Genomic DNA, 20,212 nt, shown 5'->3' with positions numbered 1-20,212 from the left:
GCCGGGGTGCGGGGGGCCGGGGGTGCGGTGTCGGTCGCGCCGGTCGGCTCATCGCGTGTCCCTCCGGCCGTTCGCCGTCGCGGGGGTGGTGCTGCCGGGGTGCGGGGGGCCGGGCGTGCGGCGTCGGGCCCGCCGGTCGGCGGCCGTTCATCGGGGGCCCTCCCCGCCGCTCGCCGGTGTCAGGCCGGTGCGCTCGCGGTCCGCCAGTCGCCACAGCTCCTCCAGGCCGGCTCCGGGCGGAACCCGCACGGCGGTCCAGCCCGCCTCGCGCAGCGTCCGCAGCCGATCCTCGCCCCCGCCCGACGCCCCGGACACGCCGGCCGGTTCCCGTGCCCAGCTCTCACCGTCCAGCACGAAGGCGACGGCGCCGCCGCTGCGGTGCCGCATCTTGGCGGCCACCGCCGCCTGCTCCTCGTCCAGGTCGCCGAAGAACGCCACCAGCAGCCCCTCGTTCCCGCCGCGCAGCACGTCGTACGCCCGGGACAGGCTCGTACCGTCGGAGTGGTCGATCACCGCGAGGGTGTCCATCATCAGCCCGGCCGCGTCGGCCGTGCCCTGGCTCGCGCCCGCGAAGCCGTCGGCCCCCTCGCCGGGCACCGAGTCGCCGGTGTCCGTGAGCAGCCGGACGGAGAAGCCCCGCTCCAGCATGTGCACCAGCACGGACGCCGCGCCCGACACCGCCCACTCGAACGCCGAGTCGGGGCCCGCGCCCTCGAAGGCCGGGCCCCGGGTGTCCAGGAGTACCGTGCAGCGGGCGCGCTGCGGCTGCTCCTCACGGCGCACCATCAGCTCGCCGTGGCGGGCGGTGGAGCGCCAGTGCACACGGCGCAGGTCGTCGCCGTACCGGTACCCGCGCGGGATGACGTCGTCGTCGCCGGCCAGCGCGAGCGAGCGCTGCCGGCCCTCGCCGTACCCCTTCGCCTCCCCGCTCAGCCGCACCGGCGGCAGCGCCTCCACGCGCGGGATCACGGTCAGGGTGTCGTACGTCGAGAAGGACCGGGTCAGCTCGCACAGCCCGAACGGGTCGGACAGGCGCAGCTGGAGCGGGCCCAGCGGATAGCGACCGCGCAGGTCCGACCGGACCCGGTAGGACACCTCGCGCAGGCCGCCCGGCTCCACCCGGTCGAGCACGAAGCGGGGGCGCGGTCCGAGCACGTAGGGCACCCGGTCCTGGAGCATCAGCAGACCGGTGGGCAGCCGCGAGACGTTGTCGATGCGCAGGTGGACCCGGGCCTCGCTGCCCGCGGGGACGCGCCCGGGGGAGAGCCTGCGGCTGCCCGCGACCCGGTAGCGCGTGCGGTAGAGCACGGTCGCGCACACCAGGGGCAGCACGACCAGCAGCAGCCCGACGCGCAGCAGGTCGCTCTGCCCGAGGACGTACGCGCACACCGCGGCCGCGACGCCTGCGGCCAGGAAGGAGCGCCCGCGGGTGGTCAGACCGGTCAGGGCGGTGCGGATGCCTCCGGTCTCGCCCCGGTCGCCCTCCGGCCGGTCCGTCCCCCCGGTGTCCATCACAGCCTCCGCGGCGGTTGCTGGTCGTACGCCGACGTGCCGCGGCCCATGCCGAAGCCCGTCTGCTGCTGGGGCGCCGCGGGCACCGGGGTGCGCTGCAGGATCTCCTGGACGACCTGCTCGGCGGAGCGGCGGTTGAGCTGGGCCTGGGCGGTGGGCAGCAGGCGGTGGGCCAGGACGGCGACCGCGAGGGCCTGCACGTCGTCCGGCAGCGCGTAGTCCCGGCCGCTGAGGGCGGCGGACGCCTTCGCGGCGCGCAGCAGATGGAGCGTGGCGCGCGGTGAGGCGCCGAGTCTGAGGTCCGGGTGGGTGCGCGTGGCGGCGACCAGGTCCACGGCGTACCGCCGGACCGGCTCCGCGACGTGCACGCCCCGGACCGCCTCGATCAGCTTGAGGATCTCGTGCGCGTGCGCCACCGGCTGCAGGTCGTCCAGCGGGTTCACCCCGCCGTGCACGTCCAGCATCCGCAGCTCGGCGTCCGGGCTGGGGTAGCCGATGGAGACCCGGGCCATGAAGCGGTCGCGCTGGGCCTCCGGCAGCGGGTAGGTGCCCTCCATCTCGACCGGGTTCTGCGTCGCCACCACCATGAAGGGGCTGGGCAGCTCGTAGGTCTGGCCGTCGATGGTGACCTGGCGCTCCTCCATGGACTCCAGCAGCGCGGACTGGGTCTTCGGCGAGGCGCGGTTGATCTCGTCGCCGATCACCACCTGCGCGAAGATCGCGCCGGGCTTGAACTCGAAGTCCCGGCGCTGCTGGTCCCAGATGGACACACCCGTGATGTCCGAGGGCAGCAGGTCCGGCGTGAACTGGATCCGGCGCACGGAACAGTCGATGGACCGCGCCAGCGCCTTGGCCAGCATGGTCTTGCCGACTCCCGGGACGTCCTCGATCAGCAGGTGTCCCTCGGCGAGCAGGACGGTCAGGGAGAGCCGTACGACCTCGGGCTTGCCCTCGATCACGTCCTCCACCGAACCGCGCACGCGCTCGACCACCGCGGTCAGGTCTGTGAGGCTCGCTCGATCGTCATAGGTCGTCACCCGGCCCTCCTCGGCCTTTCCCCGCGCTTCCTCGGAAGCGGGGGTTACCCCAACTTGCCGGGCGGGCCCCCACCGTGGACGGCCCGTCCCGAATCACGGACACCGTGCGGAAGAAGCTCCGCACGACATCCCCTCCCGCATTCTTGCTGCCGTTACCGATTCGTGTCACTCGCCTGTGGACAACTGGCCGCGACATGGCAGGGATTACGGCTTTTGCGGTGTTTGCGCGGCGGTGCGCGCCGGCCCCTCCGCCGGGACGGCCGGCGGGGTCGGACGGGTTCAGGCGGGGGCGACCTCGCGCAGCAGGCCCGTCCTCACGTCGAAGACGAAACCGCGCACGTCCTCGGTGTGCAGCAGGAACGGCGAGGTGCGCACCCGCGCGATCGACTGCCGCACGTCCTGGTCGACGTCCCGGAAGGACTCGACCGCCCAGGCCGGACGCTGGCCGACCTCCAGCTCCAGGTCGTGCCGGAACTCCTCGGTGAGGGACTCCATGCCGCAACCGGTGTGGTGGATGAGGACCACGCTGCGGGTGCCGAGCGCCCGCTGGCTGATGGTGAGGGAGCGGATCACGTCGTCGGTGACGACGCCGCCCGCGTTGCGGATGGTGTGGCAGTCGCCGAGCTCGAGGCCGAGCGCGGCGTGCAGGTCGAGTCGCGCGTCCATGCAGGCCACGACGGCGACGCGCTGGACGGGGCGGGCGTCCATCCCGGGATCGGTGAACGCGGCGGCGTAGCGCGCGTTCGCCTCGACGAGTCGGTCGGTGACGGTGGGGTCTTCGACTATGGCGGATTCGGAGCCGGCGGGAACCGATGCGGAAGTCGTCATAGCCATGACGTTACTGGCCGTCCCCGGCCGTGGCCCGCTGTGAAGCGGGACAAAGAACGTCATCAAGGCGTGGTGTGAGCCACCCCACAGGGCCGTGCGAGCGCGTCCGTACGGGTGAAAAGCCGCGCGGCACCGGTTCGCGGGCGCCGGGGCCCGCGACGCGCAGGCCGGTTGATTGACCGGGCGACACGGTGGACTAAAGTGACGCGAAGCGGGAGGCGAGGGTCTCCCTGCTGGACTGAATTCCCCGGAGAACTGGACGACGTCCCGCCAGATCTCCCCACGTGCGCGGCGCGTACGTACGGCTCGGCCTCCTCCCGCTCCCGGCCGGCCGACGCTTTTGGCGCCGGCAGGCCTCCCCTTCACGAGCGAGCGGGAGGGGACCCGGCGGTGCGGGACGCCGTGCCGGACCTGAGAGGCCGCCTCACTTGAGCCAGAGTCGACACGTCCCGGTGATGCTCCAGCGGTGTCTGGACCTGCTGGCGCCCGCGCTCCAGGAGCCGGGGGCCGTGGTGGTCGACTGCACGCTGGGACTCGGCGGGCACAGCGAGGCGCTGCTCGAACGCTTCCCCGAGGCCCGGCTCGTCGCCCTCGACCGGGACAAGGAGGCCCTGCGCCTGTCCGGCGAGCGGCTCGCCCCGTACGGGGAGCGCGCCACCCTGGTGCACGCCGTCTACGACGAGCTGCCCGACGTGCTCGACCGGCTCGGCGTCCCGCGCGTCCAGGGCGTGCTGTTCGACCTCGGTGTCTCCTCCATGCAGCTCGACGAGGCGGACCGCGGCTTCGCCTACGCCCAGGACGCCCCGCTCGACATGCGCATGGACCAGACGACCGGCATGAGCGCCGCCGAGGTCCTCAACACCTACCCGCCGGGCGAACTCGTCCGCATCCTGCGGGCGTACGGCGAGGAGAAGCAGGCCAAGCGGATCGTGTCCGCGATCGTGCGGGAGCGCGAGAAGGAGCCGTTCACCAACAGCGCCCGGCTCGTGGAGCTGATCCGGGCCGCGCTGCCGCAGGCCGCCAAGCGCACCGGCGGCAATCCGGCCAAGCGCACGTTCCAGGCCCTGCGCATCGAGGTCAACGGGGAGCTGTCCGTCCTGGAGCGGGCGATCCCGGCCGCCGTCGAGGCCCTCGACGTGGGCGGACGGATCGCCGTGCTGTCGTACCACTCCCTGGAGGACCGGCTGGTCAAGCAGGTGTTCGCGGCGGGCGCGGCCAACACCGCGCCGCCCGGACTGCCGGTGGTCCCCGAGCGTTACGCGCCCCGGCTCAAGCTGCTCACCCGCGGTGCCGAACTTCCCACCGAGGAGGAGATCGCCGAGAACCGGCGGGCGGCCCCGGCACGGCTGCGCGGGGCCCAGCGCATCAGGGAGTCCATCGGGTGAGGCCAATGAGACCGGGCAGGCGCGGGTGCGGACGGTCCACCCGGGCCGAGGGGAGGGCGCGTGCGTAGGAAACCCGAGCTGAAGGGCAGGGCGGCCCGGCTCGCCCAGCTTCTCCCGCCGGGCGGCGGACAGGCGGCCCGGGCCCCTTTCGTGCTCCTCGTGGTGGTCCTCCTCGGCGGCGGCCTCATCGGGCTCCTGGTGCTGAACTCCGCCCTGAGCGAGGGCTCGTTCCAGCTGGACGACCTGAGGCGGGAGACGAAGGAGCTCACCGACGAGGAACAGGCCCTCCAGCGGGACATCGACGCCTACTCCGCCCCACGGGCCCTCCAGCGCCGCGCCCAGGAGCTGGGTATGGTGCCCGGCGGTGATCCCGCCTTCCTCTCGCCGGACGGCACCGTCAAGGGCTCGCCCGGCCCGGCGACCGCCGCGGCGGCCCCGCTGGTCCTCGCCCCCGAGGCGCTGACCGCCTCGGCCGACAGCGCTCTTCCCGCCAGGTCCCCCGGCGCCTGGCCGCCCGGCTCCACGCCCACAGTGCCGACCCCGACCCCCGGCAGGTGACGGAAGTGTCCGACAGGGAACCGCCGCGCCGCCGCGTACCCGGACCCGCGAGGCCCGTCCGCCCCGGCGGGCGGCGGCAGCCACAGCCCGGCCCCCGGCCCGCCCGCCGACCGCGCCCGTCCCGGCCGGCCGCGAACCCCATCCGGCTGGGCAGCCCCCGCCCGCGGCTGCGCATGATCGGCCTGGCGCTGACCCTGGTGCTCTCCGCCTTCGTCGTACGGCTCCTCCAGGTCCAGGCCGTCGACGCGGACACGTACGCCGCCAAGGCGGAGCAGAACCGCTACGTCGTCCACACGCTGCCCGCCGAGCGCGGCGGGATCACCGACCGCAACGGCGTGGCCCTCGCGTCCACCGTGGACGCCTACGACATCACGGCCGACCCCACGATGTTCACCCGGGAGCAGCTGAAGGTCGGCGACGGGCCCGAGCAGGCGGCGGCGCTCCTCGCGCCGATCCTCGGCGAGGACCAGGAGGAGCTGGTCGACCGGCTCCGCCCGAAGAACAGCAAGCTGCGCTACGTCCGCCTCGCCCGCCGGCAGACCCCGCAGGTCTGGAACCAGATCAAGGACCTGAAGACCGCGCTCACCAAGAAGACGGAGACGGACAAGTCCGCGGTCAACGTCCTCGCGGGAGTCTTCGCCGACCCCAGCAGCAAGCGCGTGTACCCGGGCGGCGACCTCGCCGCCGGCATCCTCGGCTGGGTCGGCGCCGACGGCAAGGGCGGCGGCGGCCTCGAACGGAAGCTGGACGAGACGCTGGCCGGCGAGGACGGCAAGATCCGCTACGCGCAGTCCGGCGGCCGTCAGGTGCCCACCGCCGGCGCCACCGAGACGCCCGCCGTGCCCGGCAGCGACGTCGAACTCACCATCGACCGCGACATCCAGTGGGCCGCGCAGGACGCCATCAGCGAGCAGGTGGAGAAGTCCAAGGCCGACGGCGGCTACGTCATCGTCCAGGACACGGCCACCGGCGAGATCCTCGCCATGGCCAACTCGCCCGGCTTCGACCCGGGCGACCTCGCCCACGCCGACCCGAAGGCGCTGGGCAACGCCGCCCTCCAGGACGCCTTCGAGCCCGGCTCCACCGCCAAGGTCATGTCGATGGCCGCCGTGCTGGAGGAGAACGCCGCCACTCCGGGGACGCACGTCACCGTCCCCAACCGGCTGCACCGCGGCGACCGGCTCTTCAAGGACGACGTCGACCACCCCACCTGGTACCTCACGCTCAACGGCGTGCTCGCCAAGTCCAGCAACATCGGCACCATCCTGGCCACCGGCCAGCTGGGCCGGACGCAGCAGGAGGCCAACCAGGTCCTCTACTCCTACCTGCGCAAGTTCGGCCTCGGCGGCTACAGCGGCCTCGGCTTCCCCGGCGAGACCAAGGGCATCCTCGCGCCGCCCGACCAGTGGTCCACCTCGCAGCAGTACACCATTCCTTTCGGCCAGGGCGTCTCCGTGAACGCGCTCCAGGCGGCCTCGGTGTACTCGACCATCGCCAACGGCGGCGTCCGTGTCGAACCCACGCTCGTGCGCGGCACCAAGGGGGACGACGGGCGTTTCACCCCGGCTCCCGAGCCCAAGAAGACCCGTGTGATCAGCGAGAAGACCGCGAAGACCCTTTCGCAGATGCTGGAGTCCGTCGTCGACGACGAGGAGGGCACCGGCACCAAGGCCCGGATCCCCGGCTATCGCGTGGCGGGCAAGACGGGCACGGCCAACCGGGTGGATCCGGCCACCGGCAAGTACCACGGCTACACGTCGTCGTTCGCCGGGTTCGCGCCCGCCGACAAGCCTCGCGTCACCGTCTACTGCGCCATCCAGAACGCCACCGCGGGCAGCTACTTCGGCGGCCAGATCTGCGGTCCCATCTACAAGCAGGTCATGGAATTCGCCCTCAAGACCCTCCAGGTCCCGCCGACCGGGGCCGCCCCCGCGAGACTCCCGGTCACCTTCAGACCCTGACCCCGCCGAGCCCGTACCGGGCCGGCACCGCATCAGTACCGAGCCACCAGGAACCACCCGTGACAACGATCACCCCCGACCCCGGGAACCAGAGCGGTCCGCCGGCCTCGGCCGCCCGCCGGCCCCCGCCACCCCCGCCGGACCGCGCTGCGCGCGGGACCTCCTTTGGCCCGGAAGCGGGTACGCCCGGTACGCTCACCGCCGTGCGACACCCTGATCAGTCCCAAACCACCCAGAAGGGCCACCCCGTGACATATCCGGGACCGCCCAGGCCGGTGCGGATCTCCGCCACCCCCCTCGCGGAACTCGCCGATCAGCTGGGTGCCACCGCCCCGGACAGCTCCGCCACGGTCACGGGCATCACCCATGACTCGCGCGCCGTCCGCCCCGGTGACCTGTACGCCGCCCTCCCCGGGGCCCGCGCCCACGGCGCCGACTTCGTCACCCAGGCCGCCGGTCTCGGCGCCACCGCCGTGCTGACCGACCCGGCCGGCGCGGAGCGCGCCGCCGCCACCGGCCTGCCGGCGCTCGTCGTCGACGACCCGCGCGCTCGGATGGGTGAGCTCGCGGCCACGATCTACGGCCACCCCGGCCGTGACCTGCTCCAGATCGGCATCACCGGCACCTCCGGCAAGACCACCACCGCCTACCTCGTCGAGGGCGGCCTGCGCACGGCGAAGTCCACCGGACTCATCGGCACGGTCGAGATGCGCATCGGCGACGAGCGCATCAAGTCGGAGCGCACCACGCCCGAGGCCACCGACCTCCAGGCCCTGTTCGCGGTGATGCGCGAGCGCGGCACCGAGGCCGTCGCCATGGAGGTCTCCAGCCACGCCCTGGTGCTCGGCCGGGTCGACGCCTGCGTCTTCGACGTCGCGGTGTTCACCAATCTCAGCCCGGAGCACATGGAGTTCCACTCCGGCATGGAGGACTACTTCCAGGCGAAGGCCCAGCTCTTCACGCCGAAGCGCAGCAGACTGGGCGTGGTCAACGTCGACGACGAGTACGGGCGCCGCCTCGCGAACGAGGCCACCGTCCCGGTCGTCACCTACTCCGCCGAGGGCCACCCGGACGCCGACTGGCGTGCCGAAGCGGTCGAGGTCGGCCCGCTGGACTCGACGTTCACCGTGCTCGGGCCGAAGGGCGAGCGGATCGCCGCCAGGTCGCCGCTGGCCGGACCGTTCAACGTGGCGAACACCCTCGCCGCCATCGTCTCCCTGGCCGCCGCCGGACTCGACCCGCAGGCCGCCGCCGACGGTGTCGCGGCCGTCCCCGGTGTGCCGGGCCGCCTGGAGCGCGTGGACGAGGGCCAGCCCTACCTCGCCGTCGTCGACTACGCCCACAAGACCGACGCCGTCGAGTCGGTCCTGCGCGCCCTGCGCAAGGTGACCGAGGGCAGGCTGCACGCCGTGCTCGGGTGCGGTGGCGACCGGGACACCACCAAGCGGGAGCCGATGGGCGCCGCCGTGGCCCGGTTCGCCGACACCGCCGTACTGACCTCCGACAACCCCCGCTCCGAGGACCCCCTCGCGATCCTCGCCACCATGCTCCAGGGCGCGGCGTCCGTGCCCGCGCACGAGCGCGGCGAGGTGCAGGTCTTCGAGGACCGGGCCGCCGCGATCGCCGCCGCCGTCGCCCGGGCCGAGCCCGGCGACACCGTGCTGGTGGCGGGCAAGGGCCACGAGCAGGGCCAGGACATCGCCGGCGTCGTCCGTCCCTTCGACGACCGCCAGGTGCTGCGCGAAGCCATCCAGAAGACCCAGGGATGAGATCCCGAATGATCCAGGGGATGAACTTGTGATCGCCCTCTCTCTCGCCGAGATCGCAGAAGTCGTCGGCGGGCGGATGCACGACATACCGGACGCGTCCGCGCAGGTAACCGGACCGGTCGTCCGGGACTCCCGCGAAGCGGGGCCCGGCTGCCTCTTCGTCGCCTTCGTGGGCGAGCGGGTGGACGGCCACGACTTCGCCGCGGCGGTCGTCGAGGCGGGTGCCGCGGCCGTGCTCGGCTCCCGCCCCGTCGGCGTGCCCGCGATCGTCGTGGACGACGTCCAGGCAGCCCTCGGCGCCCTCGCCCGGCACGTCGTACGGCGCCTCGGCGCCACCCTCGTGGCCCTCACCGGGTCCGCCGGCAAGACCAGCACCAAGGACCTGATCGCCCAGGTGCTGCGCCGCAAGGCGCCCACGGTGTTCACGCCCGGCTCCCTCAACAACGAGATCGGGCTGCCGCTCACCGCGCTCACCGCCACCGAGGAGACGAGGTTCCTCGTCCTGGAGATGGGCGCCCGCGGCATCGGCCACATCCGGTACCTCGCGGGGCTGACCCCGCCGAAGGTCGGCCTCGTCCTCAACGTGGGCTCCGCGCACATCGGCGAGTTCGGCGGCCGGGAGCAGATCGCCCAGGCCAAGGGCGAACTCGTCGAGGCGCTGCCGTCGGCCGAGGAGGGCGGCACCGCGATCCTCAACGCGGACGACCCCCTCGTACGGGCCATGGCCTCCCGTACGAAGGCGAAGGTGGTCCTTTTCGGAGAGTCCGACGAAGCGGACGTTCGCGCCGAGAACGTGCGACTCACGGACAGCGGACAGCCTTCCTTCAGCCTTCACACACCCTCCGGTGCAAGTGATGTGACCATGCGCCTGTACGGTGAGCATCACGTGTCGAACGCGCTCGCCGCGGCCGCCGTCGCCCACGAGTTGGGCATGTCCGCAGACGAGATCGCCACCGCGCTCTCCGAGGCGGGCTCCCTCTCCCGCTGGCGGATGGAGGTCACCGAGCGCCCGGACGGCGTGACGGTCGTCAACGACGCCTACAACGCGAACCCCGAGTCCATGAAGGCCGCGCTGCGCGCGCTGGCGGCCATGGGCGAAGCCTCACGGGCGAAAGGGGGCCGTACGTGGGCGGTGCTCGGCAAGATGGCCGAGCTCGGGGACGAGGCGCTCGCCGAGCACGACGCGGTCGGACGGCTCGCCGTCCGGCTCAACGTCAGCAAGCTCGTCGCGGTCGGGGGCAGGGAAGCCTCCTGGCTGCAACTGGGCGCATACAACGAGGGTTCGTGGGGTGAGGAGTCGGTGCACGTGTCCGACGCACAGGCGGCGGTCGACCTGTTGCGCAGCGAGTTGCGCCCGGGGGACGTCGTACTCGTGAAGGCGTCCCGTTCGGTGGGTCTGGAGAGTGTCGCCGCGGCGCTGCTCGAGACCGGCGCCGAGGGTGAGGTTGCCGCCCGATGATGAAGCAGATCCTGTTCGCGGGAGTCATCGGCCTCTTCCTGACGCTGGTCGGCACCCCGCTGCTGATCAAGCTGCTGGCCCGCAAGGGATACGGCCAGTACATCCGCGACGACGGCCCGCGCGAGCACGCCAGCAAGCGCGGTACGCCGACCATGGGCGGTATCGCCTTCATCCTGGCGACGGTCATCGCCTACTTCCTGGCCAAGATGATCACCGGATACCTGGACGAGGAGGCCGACGCGGGGCCGACCTTCTCGGGCCTGCTGGTGCTGGGCCTGATGGTCGGCATGGGCCTGGTCGGCTTCCTCGACGACTACATCAAGATCGTCAAGCGTCGTTCGCTGGGCCTGCGGGCCAAGGCGAAGATGGCCGGCCAGCTCATCGTCGGCATCGCCTTCGCGGTCCTGGCGCTGCAGTTCGCGGACAACCGCGGCAACACCCCGGCGTCCACGAAGCTGTCGTTCATCACCGACTTCGGCTGGACGATCGGCCCGGTGCTGTTCGTGGTCTGGGCGCTGTTCATGATCCTCGCCATGTCGAACGGCGTGAACCTCACCGACGGTCTGGACGGCCTCGCCACCGGCGCCTCCGTCCTGGTCTTCGGCGCCTACACCTTCATCGGCGTCTGGCAGTTCCAGGAGTCCTGCGCCAACGCGCAGACCCTGACCAACCCGGGCGCCTGCTACGAGGTGAGGGACCCCCTCGACCTCGCGGTGGTGGCCTCCGCACTGATGGGCGCCTGCCTCGGCTTCCTGTGGTGGAACACCTCGCCGGCCAAGATCTTCATGGGCGACACCGGTTCGCTCGCGCTCGGCGGTGTGCTCGCGGGTCTGGCGATCTGCTCGCGCACCGAACTGCTGATGGCCATCCTCGGCGGCCTGTTCGTCCTGATCACCATGTCCGTGGTCATCCAGGTCGGATCCTTCCGCCTCACCGGCAAGCGGGTCTTCAGGATGGCGCCACTCCAGCACCACTTCGAACTCAAAGGCTGGTCCGAGGTCCTTGTCGTGGTCCGTTTCTGGATCATCCAGGGCATCTGTGTGATCGTCGGACTGGGCCTCTTCTACGCGGGATGGGCAGCGGACAAGTGACTTCCTCCTCGGTGCCTTTCGACTTCCAGGGCAAGCACGTCACCGTCGCCGGACTCGGCGTCTCCGGCGTCCCGGCGGCCAAGGTCCTGCACGGCCTCGGCGCGCGCGTGACCGTCGTCAACGACGGCGACGACGAGCGCGCGCGGGCGCAGGCGGCGGACCTGGAGGCGCTCGGCGTCACCGTGCGCCTCGGCGACGGGGCGACCCTGCCCGAGGGCACCGAGCTGATCGTCACCGCGCCCGGCTGGAAGCCGGACAAGCCGCTGTTCACGGCGGCCCGCGAGGCCGGTGTCCCCGTCTGGGGCGACGTCGAACTGGCCTGGCGCCTGCGCCGGCCCGACTCCGCGCCCTGGCTGGCGGTCACCGGCACCAACGGCAAGACCACCACCGTCCAGATGCTGGCGTCGATCCTGAGGGCGGCGGGCCTGCGCACCGCCGCCGTCGGCAACATCGGCGTCTCGCTGCTGGACACGGTCACCGGCGAGGAGGAGTACGACGTCCTGGCCGTGGAGCTGTCCAGCTACCAGCTCCACTGGGCGCCCTCCCTGCGCGCCCACTCGGCCGCCGTGCTCAACCTCGCCCCCGACCACCTCGACTGGCACGGCTCCATGGAGGCCTACGCGGCCGACAAGGGCCGTATCTACGAGGGCAATCGCGTGGCCTGCGTCTACAACGCCGACGCCACCGCCAAGCCGTCGACCGAGGACCTGGTCCGCGCGGCCGACGTGGAGGAGGGCTGCCGGGCCATCGGCTTCACCCTGGGCACCCCCGGCCCCTCCCAACTCGGCGTCGTGGAAGGCATCCTGGTCGACCGCGCCTTCGTGGAGAACCGGCAGAAGAACGCCCAGGAGCTCGCCGAGGTGTCCGACGTCGACCCGCCGGCCCCGCACAACATCGCCAACGCCCTTGCCGCGGCGGCCCTCGCCCGTGCCTTCGGCGTCTCCGCCGCCGCCGTACGGGACGGGCTGCGGGCCTTCACCCCGGACGCCCACCGCATCGCGCACGTCGCCGACGTGGACGGTGTGGCGTACGTGGACGACTCCAAGGCGACCAACACCCACGCCACCGAGGCGTCGTTGGCGGCCTACGAGTCGATCGTGTGGATCGCGGGCGGGCTGGCGAAGGGCGCCACCTTCGACGAGCTGGTCGCGGGAGCGGCGAAGCGCCTGCGCGGGGCGGTGCTGATCGGCGCCGACCGCGCCCTGATCCGCGAAGCCCTGGCGCGACACGCCCCGGAAGTACCCGTCGTCGACCTGGACCGGACCGACACTGGGGCGATGCTCCAGGCCGTCCAGGAGGCGCGTCGGCTCGCCCGGCCCGGGGACACGGTGCTGCTGGCCCCGGCCTGCGCCTCCATGGACATGTTCACCAACTACAACCAGCGCGGTGACGCGTTCGCGCAGGCCGTTCGCGAACTCGGCGCCTGACCCGGCCACCTCCTGCGCCGGGCGACTTCGGGAGGGACGCGTGGGACGGTCCATGCCGACGTACAGCGGAGGCCGCGATGCCCGGTAGTCCTGGAAGCCGCACCGGGCGTCCGCCCGCTCAGCGGGCCGTCGGGCGACCCGCCGCCTCGAAGCCGCCGCACGACAACCCCGTGCTCGGCCTGTACCTGCGCCTGCGCCGCGCCTGGGACCGGCCGCTGACGGCGTACTACCTGATCTTCGGCGGCAGTCTGCTGATCACCGTGCTCGGCCTGGTGATGGTCTACTCGGCCTCCCAGATCACCGCGCTCCAGCTGTCCCTGCCGGGGTCGTACTTCTTCCGCAAACAGGCCCTGGCCGCCCTGATCGGCGGCGGTCTGCTGGTGGCCGCCATGAAGATGCCGGTGAAACTGCACCGCGCGCTGGCCTACCCGATCCTCGCCGGCGCCGTCTTCCTGATGATCCTCGTGCAGGTGCCGGGGATAGGAGTGGCGGTCAACGGCAACCAGAACTGGATCGCCCTGGGCGGCTCCTTCCAGATCCAGCCCAGCGAGTTCGGCAAGCTCGCCCTGGTGCTGTGGGGCGCGGACCTGCTCGCCCGCAAGCAGGACAAGAAGCTGCTGGCGCAGTGGAAGCACATGCTGGTGCCCCTGGTGCCGGCGGCCTTCATGCTGCTCGGGCTGATCATGCTCGGCGGCGACATGGGTACCGCGATCATCCTGACGGCGATCCTGTTCGGACTGCTGTGGCTGGCGGGCGCCCCCACCCGGCTGTTCGCGGGCGTGCTCTCGATCGCCGCGCTGCTCGGCTTCGTCCTCATCAAGACCAGCGAGAACCGCATGGCCCGGCTCAACTGCATCGGCGCCACCGACCCGGGCCCCGGCGACTCCTGCTGGCAGGCCGTGCACGGCATCTACGCCCTCGCCTCGGGCGGACTGTTCGGTTCCGGGCTCGGTGCCGGCGTGGAGAAATGGGGCCAACTCCCCGAGGCGCACACCGACTTCATCTTCGCCGTCACCGGTGAGGAACTGGGCCTTGCGGGGACACTGTCGGTGCTCGCCCTCTTCGCGGCTCTAGGCTATGCGGGTATCCGCGTGGCCGGACGCACGGAGGACCCCTTCGTGAGGTATGCCGCGGGAGGCGTGACCACCTGGATCACGGCCCAGGCCGTGATCAACATGGGCGCGGTCCTCGGACTGCTCCCGATCGCCGGCGTCCCCCTCCCGCTGTTCTCCTACGGGGGGTCCGCACTGCTGCCGACCATGTTCGCCATCGGTCTGCTGATCGCCTTCGCGCGTGACGAGCCCGGTGCGCGGGCGGCGCTTGCGCTGCGGCAACCTCGCTTTGGTAGAAAGCGGGGAACCGGGGGCACCGGGTCCAAGCGGAGCCCACGGAGTTGGAACACGATGCGACGGCGTGCCTCGGCGGCGCGCTCGTCCGGAGAGCGGTGAATTTCGGTGCATGTCGTACTCGCCGGCGGAGGAACCGCGGGCCACATCGAGCCCGCGCTCGCCCTCGCGGACGCCCTGCGCAGGCAGGATCCGACCGTGGGGATCACGGCCCTGGGCACGGAACGCGGCCTCGAGACCCGCCTCGTACCCGAGCGCGGGTACGAACTGGCGCTGATCCCGGCCGTGCCGCTGCCGCGCAAGCCCACCCCCGAGCTGATCACCGTCCCGGGCCGGCTGCGCGGCACCATCAAGGCGACCGAGCAGATCCTGGAACGCACCAAGGCGGACGCCGTGGTCGGCTTCGGCGGGTACGTCGCCCTGCCCGGGTACCTCGCGGCGAAGCGGCTCGGCGTGCCCATCGTCGTGCACGAGGCCAACGCCCGCCCCGGTCTGGCCAACAAGATCGGCTCCCGGTACGCGGCGCAGGTCGCCGTCTCCACCCCCGACAGCAAGCTGCGCAACTCCCGCTACATCGGCATCCCGCTGCGCCGCGCCGTGGCCACGCTCGACCGGGCCGCCGCGCGTCCCGAGGCCCGCGCGATGTTCGGGCTCGACCCCAACCTGCCGACGCTGCTGGTCTCCGGCGGCTCGCAGGGCGCCCGCCGGCTCAACGAGGTGGTCCAGCAGGTCGCGCCGTGGCTGCAGCAGGCCGGCATCCAGATCCTGCACGCGGTCGGCCCCAAGAACGAACTGCCCCGGGTTCACCATATGCCGGGGATGCCCCCGTACATCCCGGTAAGTTACCTGGACCGGATGGACCTCGCGTACGCCGCGGCCGACATGATGCTCTGCCGCGCGGGCGCGATGACCGTCGCCGAGCTCTCCGCCGTCGGGCTTCCCGCCGCCTACGTCCCGCTGCCCATCGGCAACGGCGAACAGCGGCTCAACGCCCAGCCGGTGGTCAAGGCCGGCGGCGGACTGCTGGTCGACGACGCGGACCTGACGCCCGAGTGGGTGCAGAACAACGTCCTGCCCGTGCTCGCCGATCCGCACCGGCTGTACGAGATGTCCCGCGCCGCCGCCGAGTTCGGCCGCCGGGACGCCGACGACCTGCTCGTCGGCATGGTGTACGAGGCGATCGCCGCCCGTGCGCGCCGCTAGTCACGTATGACGGGAGGCAGGGAGCGTGGCCGGACCGACCACCGCCGAGCGCGGTGAACGCCAGCAGGAGTCGTCCGGCCCGCCCCGTGCGCGGCGGTTCGGCCCGCCCAGACTTCGTACGATCATCATCCTTGCGGTCGCTCTCGTGCTCGTCGCGGGCGGAACCCTCTGGCTGCTCTACGGTGCGAACTGGACGCGCGTGGACCGGGTGTCGGTCTCGGGGACCCGCGTCCTGACGCCCGCACAGGTCCGCGAGGCCGCCGACGTGCCCGTCGGGGACCCGCTGGTGTCCGTCGACACCGGGGCGATCGAGGCGCGGCTCCGCCGGGAATTGCCCCGCATCGACGAGGTGACCGTGGAGCGTTCCTGGCCGGATGGAATCGGACTGAAACTGACGGAACGTACGCCGGTTCTGCTTGTGCAAAAGGGCCGAAAGTTCGTGGAAGTGGACGATGAAGGCGTCCGTTTCGCCACGGTTTCCCGGGCTCCGAAAGGCGTGCCCGAGCTGGAATTGGAGCCCACCCGTTCCGGTTCGGCCGCGGCGAGTCTGCGCCGCTTCGGGGAGGACCGCCTGGTGCGGGAGGCGGTACGGGTGGCCGGCCGCCTCCCGGACGCGGTCGCCCGGGAGACCCGGGTCGTCAAGGCCCGTTCCTACGACGACATCTCGCTGGAGTTGGGCGGCGGCCGGACCGTGGCGTGGGGGAGCGGTGAGGAAGGGGTGCGGAAAGCCCGCGCGCTCACCGGGCTGATGAAAGCGACGCCCGATGCGCGGCACTTCGACGTGAGTGTTCCCACCGCACCGGCGTCATCAGGGAGTTGACGGGTATACGCGCAGGCCAGCACCCTGGTTGGGCAGCGCTACGGCTGATCACATAGGGTGAAAAGAAAAACGGGAGGTTCGGCGTGTTCGTTGAACGCGCGCCACGTGTCGACTTAGTGTCCTGTTCAGAAGACTCCAAGGAACAGACACACTGGTAACCCTAAACTTCAGCGTTAGGGTTCGGGTCGGCGCTACGGACCGTCCCATTCGGCATCAGTCGGCGGGTCGCGGGGCAGCAGTGCTCCGGCGGCTCGACGACACGTAACTCGAGGCGAGAGGCCTTCGACGTGGCAGCACCGCAGAACTACCTCGCAGTCATCAAAGTCATCGGTGTCGGCGGCGGTGGTGTCAATGCCATCAACCGGATGATCGAGGTCGGTCTCAAGGGCGTCGAGTTCATCGCCATCAACACCGACGCGCAAGCTCTGTTGATGAGCGACGCCGACGTCAAGCTGGACGTCGGCCGCGAACTCACCCGCGGACTCGGCGCCGGAGCCAACCCGGCCGTCGGCCGCAAGGCCGCCGAGGACCACCGCGAGGAGATCGAGGAGGTCCTCAAGGGGGCCGACATGGTCTTCGTGACAGCCGGTGAAGGCGGCGGCACCGGCACCGGCGGCGCGCCCGTCGTGGCCAACATCGCCCGCTCACTGGGCGCCCTCACCATCGGCGTGGTCACCCGCCCGTTCACCTTCGAGGGACGGCGCCGCGCCAACCAGGCCGAGGACGGCATCGCCGAGCTCCGCGAAGAGGTCGACACCCTCATCGTCATCCCCAACGACCGGCTGCTGTCCATCTCGGACCGCCAGGTCTCCGTCCTGGACGCCTTCAAGTCGGCGGACCAGGTCCTGCTCTCCGGCGTCCAGGGCATCACCGACCTCATCACCACCCCCGGCCTGATCAACCTCGACTTCGCCGACGTCAAGTCGGTCATGTCCGAGGCCGGTTCCGCCCTCATGGGCATCGGCTCGGCCCGCGGCGACGACCGCGCGGTGGCCGCGGCCGAGATGGCGATCTCCTCGCCGTTGCTGGAGGCCTCCATCGACGGCGCCCGGGGCGTGCTGCTGTCCATCTCCGGCGGCTCCGACCTCGGCCTGTTCGAGATCAACGAGGCCGCCCAGCTGGTCAGCGAGGCCGCCCACCCCGAGGCCAACATCATCTTCGGCGCGGTCATCGACGACGCCCTCGGTGACGAGGTGCGGGTCACCGTGATCGCGGCCGGCTTCGACGGGGGCCAGCCCCCGTCCAAGCGGGACAACGTCCTCGGCTCCTCCTCGGCCAAGCGCGAGGAGCCCGCCCCGCCCCGGCAGACCGAGAGCCGCCCGTCCTTCGGCTCGCTCGGCAGCGTCAAGCCGAAGGAGGACCCGGAGCCGGCCCCCGCGCCGGAGCCGGTGAGCGACCTGCCCCCGGTCTCCGCGCCGCCGATCCCGCCGTCGCGGACCTACTCGGACAGCGCGGCCGAGGAACTGGACGTGCCGGACTTCCTGAAGTGATAGGACAGCGCGACACCGTGAGCGGCGCGCACTTCGGCTTCACCGACCGGTGGGGCGGAGTGAGCGCCGTTCCGTACGAGGAGCTCAATCTCGGGGGCGCGGTCGGTGACGACCCCGGTGCCGTCACGGTCAACCGGGAACTGGCGGCCACGTCGCTGGGCGTGGACCCGGCCCGGGTGGCCTGGATGAACCAGGTGCACGGCGCCGACGTCGCCGTGGTCGACGGCCCCTGGGGGGACCGGCCGGTTCCGCGGGTCGACGCCGTCGTCACCGCCGAACGCGGTCTCGCCCTCGCCGTCCTCACCGCCGACTGTGTGCCCGTCCTGCTGGCCGACCCCGTCGCCGGCGTCGCCGCCGCGGCCCACGCGGGCCGGCCCGGCCTGGTCGCCGGGGTCGTCCCCGCCGCCGTACGGGCCATGGCCGGACTCGGCGCGGATCCCTCCCGGATCGTCGCCCGCACGGGACCCGCCGTGTGCGGCCGGTGTTATGAGGTGCCGGAGGAGATGCGCGCCGAAGTCGCCCGCACCGAGCCGGCGGCGTACGCCGAGACGAGCTGGGGCACACCGGCGGTCGACGTGAGCGCCGGCGTGCACGCGCAGCTCGAGCGCCTCGGGGTGTGCGACCGGGCGCAATCGCCGGTGTGCACCCGGGAGTCGAAGGACCACTTCTCGTACCGACGCGACCGCACCACCGGGCGGCTCGCGGGCTATGTCTGGCTGGACTGATGGGACATGACGGACCGTAAGCAGGAACTCGCCGCGAATCTGGCGAAAGTGGAGGAGCGCATCGCAGCCGCCTGTGCGGCCGCGGGCCGCCACCGCGAGGAGGTGACCCTCATCGTGGTCACCAAGACCTACCCGGCGGACGATGTGCGCATTCTCTCCGAACTCGGCGTGCGGCATGTCGCCGAGAACCGCGACCAGGACGCGGCCCCCAAGGCCGCCGCCTGCTCGGATCTGCCGCTTTCGTGGCATTTCGTCGGTCAGTTGCAAACCAACAAAGTGCGTTCCGTGGTCGGTTACGCGGATGTCGTGCAGTCCGTCGACCGGGCCAGGCTCGTCACGGCCCTGTCGAAGGAGGCCGTGCGGGCCGGGCGCGAGGTGGGCTGCCTCCTCCAGGTCGCGCTCGACGCGGGGGAGAGCGGGCGTGCATCAGGGGGAGAGGGAAGCTCCTTGGACGGGCGGCGGCGGGAGGCGGGTGGGCGCGGTGGCGTCCCGCCCGAGGGAATCGAAGAGTTGGCCGACCTCGTCGCCGGGGCGGAGGGACTGCGGCTCGACGGACTGATGACCGTCGCCCCGCTCACCGGCGAGTACGCCGGACGTCAACAGGCTGCCTTCGAGCGGGTCATGGATTTGTCGACCCGCATGCGCCGAACCCATCCGGCTGCGAACATGGTCTCCGCAGGGATGAGTGCGGACCTCGAGCAGGCCGTGGCCGCCGGAGCGACACATGTACGCGTCGGCACTGCGGTACTCGGAGTCCGCCCCAGGCTCGGGTAACGTCGCCAAGAAGTCGGACCACAGCAGAAAATATGGTCATTACCGCCGAAAGGCGGACGCAACGACCTCGTGGATCGCGGGTACTTGGCAGTCAGCCGATCCACCACAGAGCGGAGGACTCAGAGCATGGCCGGCGCGATGCGCAAGATGGCGGTCTACCTCGGCCTCGTGGAGGACGATGGGTACGACGGCCGGGGGTTCGACCCCGACGACGACTTCGAACCCGAACTGGATCCGGAGCCCGAGCGGGACCACCGGCGGCACGAACCGGTGCACCAGTCCCACGGTTCGCATCAGCCCCAAAGGGACGAAGAGGTACGAGTCGTACAACCGCCCGCACAGCGCGAGCCGGTGCCCCGTTCCGCTTCGCTCGCGGCGGAATCGAGCCGTCCGGCGCGCATCGCGCCCGTGGCGTCCATCACACAAGAACGCGCAAGCCTGGAAAAGAGCGCACCGGTCATCATGCCCAAGGTCGTGTCCGAACGAGAGCCCTACCGGATCACCACACTTCACCCCCGGACCTACAACGAGGCCCGTACCATCGGGGAACACTTCCGTGAGGGCACGCCTGTGATCATGAATCTCACTGAGATGGATGACACAGATGCGAAGCGACTTGTCGACTTTGCGGCAGGTTTGGTGTTTGGTCTTCACGGCAGTATCGAGCGGGTGACACAGAAGGTGTTCCTGCTGTCTCCTGCTAACGTCGATGTCACGGCGGAGGACAAGGCCCGCATCGCAGAGGGCGGGTTCTTCAACCAGAGCTGAGACGCACCACCGGCAAGAGCAAGAGCACGGACCCGAGAACGGGTCCGAGAGATGGTTCA

17 protein-coding genes are annotated in these 20,212 nt (G+C 71.6%); 14 read left to right on the top strand and 3 right to left on the bottom strand.

Annotation, left to right across the window (positions count from 1 at the left end):
* Nucleotides 1–147: 147 nt before the first annotated feature.
* The 3 genes from KUM32_RS19235 to KUM32_RS19225 form a co-directional block, all read right to left on the bottom strand.
* The gene (locus tag KUM32_RS19235; protein ID WP_217143157.1) at nt 148–1,512 is read right to left on the bottom strand and encodes a DUF58 domain-containing protein; all 1,365 of its coding nucleotides are present in this window, start codon (nt 1,510–1,512) and stop codon (nt 148–150) included.
* The gene (locus KUM32_RS19230) at nt 1,512–2,549 is read right to left on the bottom strand and encodes a MoxR family ATPase (protein WP_217143156.1); all 1,038 of its coding nucleotides are present in this window, start codon (nt 2,547–2,549) and stop codon (nt 1,512–1,514) included. Before KUM32_RS19230 ends, KUM32_RS19235 begins: the two co-directional genes overlap by 1 nt.
* A gap of 279 nt (nt 2,550–2,828) precedes the next feature.
* Complete coding sequence (locus KUM32_RS19225; RefSeq protein ID WP_254405806.1) at nt 2,829–3,383, bottom strand: carbonic anhydrase; 555 nt, start codon at nt 3,381–3,383, stop codon at nt 2,829–2,831.
* Between the two features lie 422 nt (nt 3,384–3,805).
* Between KUM32_RS19225 and rsmH the strand changes: the two genes are divergently transcribed.
* The 14 genes from rsmH to KUM32_RS19155 all read left to right on the top strand — a co-directional run bounded on the left by rsmH (nt 3,806) and on the right by KUM32_RS19155 (nt 20,153).
* Complete coding sequence (gene rsmH / locus KUM32_RS19220) at nt 3,806–4,762, top strand: 16S rRNA (cytosine(1402)-N(4))-methyltransferase RsmH (protein WP_217143154.1); 957 nt, start codon at nt 3,806–3,808, stop codon at nt 4,760–4,762.
* A gap of 60 nt (nt 4,763–4,822) precedes the next feature.
* Entirely contained in the window at nt 4,823–5,320 is a 498-nt protein-coding gene (locus tag KUM32_RS19215; RefSeq protein WP_217143153.1) for a septum formation initiator family protein, read from the top strand.
* The gene (locus KUM32_RS19210) at nt 5,317–7,281 is read left to right on the top strand and encodes a penicillin-binding protein 2 (protein ID WP_217143152.1); all 1,965 of its coding nucleotides are present in this window, start codon (nt 5,317–5,319) and stop codon (nt 7,279–7,281) included. The genes KUM32_RS19215 and KUM32_RS19210 overlap by 4 nt, the downstream gene beginning before the upstream one ends.
* A 248-nt stretch (nt 7,282–7,529) precedes the next feature.
* Complete coding sequence (locus tag KUM32_RS19205) at nt 7,530–9,050, top strand: UDP-N-acetylmuramoyl-L-alanyl-D-glutamate--2,6-diaminopimelate ligase (RefSeq protein WP_217143151.1); 1,521 nt, start codon at nt 7,530–7,532, stop codon at nt 9,048–9,050.
* A 28-nt stretch (nt 9,051–9,078) separates the two neighbouring features.
* Nucleotides 9,079–10,509, top strand: coding sequence for a UDP-N-acetylmuramoyl-tripeptide--D-alanyl-D-alanine ligase (murF, locus tag KUM32_RS19200; protein ID WP_217143150.1), 1,431 nt, complete (start codon nt 9,079–9,081; stop codon nt 10,507–10,509).
* Complete coding sequence (gene mraY / locus KUM32_RS19195; RefSeq protein ID WP_217143194.1) at nt 10,509–11,600, top strand: phospho-N-acetylmuramoyl-pentapeptide-transferase; 1,092 nt, start codon at nt 10,509–10,511, stop codon at nt 11,598–11,600. Before murF ends, mraY begins: the two co-directional genes overlap by 1 nt.
* Nucleotides 11,601–11,611: 11 nt before the next feature.
* The gene (gene murD, locus KUM32_RS19190; RefSeq protein ID WP_217143195.1) at nt 11,612–13,027 is read left to right on the top strand and encodes a UDP-N-acetylmuramoyl-L-alanine--D-glutamate ligase; all 1,416 of its coding nucleotides are present in this window, start codon (nt 11,612–11,614) and stop codon (nt 13,025–13,027) included.
* A 77-nt stretch (nt 13,028–13,104) separates the two neighbouring features.
* Nucleotides 13,105–14,475, top strand: a complete 1,371-nt coding sequence (gene ftsW, locus KUM32_RS19185; RefSeq protein ID WP_217143149.1) for a putative lipid II flippase FtsW — start codon at nt 13,105–13,107, stop codon at nt 14,473–14,475.
* Nucleotides 14,476–14,481: 6 nt separating this feature from the next.
* Entirely contained in the window at nt 14,482–15,576 is a 1,095-nt protein-coding gene (gene murG / locus KUM32_RS19180) for an undecaprenyldiphospho-muramoylpentapeptide beta-N-acetylglucosaminyltransferase (RefSeq protein ID WP_217143148.1), read from the top strand.
* Between the two features lie 25 nt (nt 15,577–15,601).
* The gene (gene ftsQ, locus KUM32_RS19175) at nt 15,602–16,396 is read left to right on the top strand and encodes a cell division protein FtsQ (protein ID WP_217143147.1); all 795 of its coding nucleotides are present in this window, start codon (nt 15,602–15,604) and stop codon (nt 16,394–16,396) included.
* Nucleotides 16,397–16,683: 287 nt separating this feature from the next.
* A complete protein-coding gene (ftsZ, locus tag KUM32_RS19170) occupies nt 16,684–17,886 on the top strand; it encodes a cell division protein FtsZ (RefSeq protein ID WP_217143146.1) in 1,203 nt (400 codons plus the stop codon).
* Nucleotides 17,883–18,611 carry a peptidoglycan editing factor PgeF gene (gene pgeF / locus KUM32_RS19165; protein ID WP_217143145.1) on the top strand — a complete coding sequence of 243 codons (729 nt, stop codon included), beginning with the start codon at nt 17,883–17,885 and terminating at the stop codon, nt 18,609–18,611. The genes ftsZ and pgeF overlap by 4 nt, the downstream gene beginning before the upstream one ends.
* 6 nt (nt 18,612–18,617) lie before the next feature.
* Nucleotides 18,618–19,385, top strand: a complete 768-nt coding sequence (locus KUM32_RS19160) for a YggS family pyridoxal phosphate enzyme (RefSeq protein ID WP_217143144.1) — start codon at nt 18,618–18,620, stop codon at nt 19,383–19,385.
* 126 nt (nt 19,386–19,511) lie between these two features.
* Nucleotides 19,512–20,153, top strand: coding sequence for a cell division protein SepF (locus KUM32_RS19155; protein WP_217143143.1), 642 nt, complete (start codon nt 19,512–19,514; stop codon nt 20,151–20,153).
* Nucleotides 20,154–20,212 lie beyond the last annotated feature (59 nt).

Source organism: Streptomyces sp. AC627_RSS907, from assembly GCF_019049165.1.
The sequence above is the reverse complement of the archived record's forward strand: the minus strand, read 5'-3'. Positions and strand labels throughout refer to the sequence as shown.